Genomic DNA, 2,248 nt, shown 5'->3' on the forward strand with positions numbered 1-2,248 from the left:
TTCCCGCCGCGACTGATCGTCGCCGGCTCCCACGACGGTCGGCGGGCCGCGAGGATGGGGCAGTGCGCGGCGACCCGAGCGGCGGACGAGGGAGCGTGGCGTGAGTTGGAACGAATCGTCGAGCGACGGTGGCGGGCCGGACCTGGCGCTGATCGACGCATGGTGGCGGGCGGCGAACTACCTCTCCGTCGGGCAGATCTACCTGCTCGACAACCCGCTGCTCGGCCATTGGGGCACGACGCCGGGGCTGAACTTCATCTACGCCCATCTCAACCGGGTCATCGCCCGCGACGACCTGGATATGATCTTCATCTGCGGCCCCGGCCATGGCGGGCCAGGCGTGGTCGCCAACACCTATCTCGAAGGCACCTATTCCGAGATCTATCCGGAGATCGCGCGGGACCGCGACGGCATCCGCCGGCTGTTCCGCCAGTTCTCCTTCCCCGGTGGCATCCCCAGCCATGCGGCGCCGGAGACGCCGGGATCGATCCATGAGGGCGGCGAACTCGGCTATGCCGTGGCCCATGCCTATGGCGCCGCCTTCGACAACCCCGACCTGATCGTCGCCTGCGTCGTCGGCGACGGCGAGGCCGAGACCGGGCCGCTGGCGGCGTCCTGGCATTCGAACAAGTTCCTGAGCCCGCGGATCGACGGCGCCGTCCTGCCGATCCTGCACCTCAACGGCTACAAGATCGCCAACCCGACCATCCTCGGCCGCATGACCGACGAGGAGCTGCTGCGCTTGTTCGAGGGCTACGGCTATGAGCCGCATTTCGTCGAGGGATCCGACCCGGCGCTGATGCACAAGACGATGGCGGCCACGCTCGACATCGTCATCGACCGGATCCAGGAGATCCAGCGCGCATCGCGCGAAGATGGTGCCGCCTCACGCCCGCGCTGGCCGATGATCATCCTGCGCAGCCCCAAGGGCTGGACCGGGCCGAAGGAGGTCGACGGGCTGAAGACCGAAGGCTTCTGGCGCTCGCACCAGGTGCCATTGTCCGGCCTGGCCGACAACCCGGCGCATCTCGCCCTGCTCGAGACCTGGATGCGCAGCTACCGGCCGCAGGAACTGTTCGACGGGTCCGGGCAGTTGATCCCGGAGCTGCAGGCCCTGGCGCCCAGGGGCACCCGCCGCATGGGGGCAAACCCGCACGTCAATGGCGGGCTGCTGCGGCAGGAGCTGGCACTGCCCGATTATCGCGACTTCGCGCTCAAGGTGCCCCATCCCGGCGGCAGCAGCGGCGAGGCAACCAAGGCGATGGGCCAGCTGCTGCGCGACGTCATCCGGCTGAATGCCGAGGCCCGCAACTTCCGGCTGGTCGGGCCCGACGAGACCGCCTCCAACCGCCTGGACGCCGTGTTCGAGGCGACCGACCGGGTGTGGATGGAGGACATCCTGCCGGAGGACGTGCATCTGGCGGCCGAAGGCCGGGTGATGGAGGTGCTGAGCGAGCATCTCTGCCAGGGCTGGCTCGAAGGCTATCTGCTGACCGGCCGGCACGGCCTGTTCTCGTGCTACGAGGCCTTCATCCACATCGTCGATTCCATGGTGAACCAGCACGCGAAATGGCTGAAGGTCAGCCGCGACCTGCCGTGGCGAAAGCCGATCTCGTCGCTGAACTACCTGCTGACCTCGCATGTCTGGCGCCAGGACCACAACGGCTTCAGCCACCAGGACCCGGGCTTCATCGACCATGTCGTCAACAAGAAGGCCGATATCGTCCGGATCTACCTGCCGCCGGACGCCAACACGCTGCTGTGGGTGACCGACCATTGCCTGCGGACCTATGACCGTATCAACGTCATCGTCGCCGGCAAGCAGCCCGCGCCGCAATGGCTGGACATCGACCAGGCCGCCGCCCATTGCACCGCCGGCATCGGCCGCTGGGATTGGGCGAGCACGGAAGGCGACGAGGAGCCGGAGGTGGTGATGGCCTGCGCCGGCGACGTGCCGACGATGGAAGCGGTCGCCGCGGTCGAACTGCTGTTGGAGCACGTGCCCCGGCTGCGCATCCGCTTCGTCAATGTCGTCGACCTGATGACGCTGCAATCGAAGAGCGAGCATCCGCACGGGATCGAGGACGATCATTTCCAGGCGCTGTTCACGCGGGACAAGCCGGTGATCTTCGCCTTCCACGGCTACGGCCAGCTGATCCACCGCCTGACCTACAAGCGGCCGAACCACGACAACTTCCACGTCCATGGCTATCGCGAGGAAGGCACCACGACGACGCCGTTCGACATG

Annotated in this window: 1 protein-coding gene; it reads left to right on the forward strand. The window is 67.3% G+C overall.

Annotation, left to right across the window (positions count from 1 at the left end):
* Positions 1–100 precede the first annotated feature (100 nt).
* The coding region (locus AC3XYG_RS40570) for a phosphoketolase family protein (protein ID WP_489145596.1) at positions 101–2,248 on the forward strand (2,148 nt) is incomplete at its 3' end.

It is taken from the genome of Inquilinus sp., from assembly GCF_057815775.1.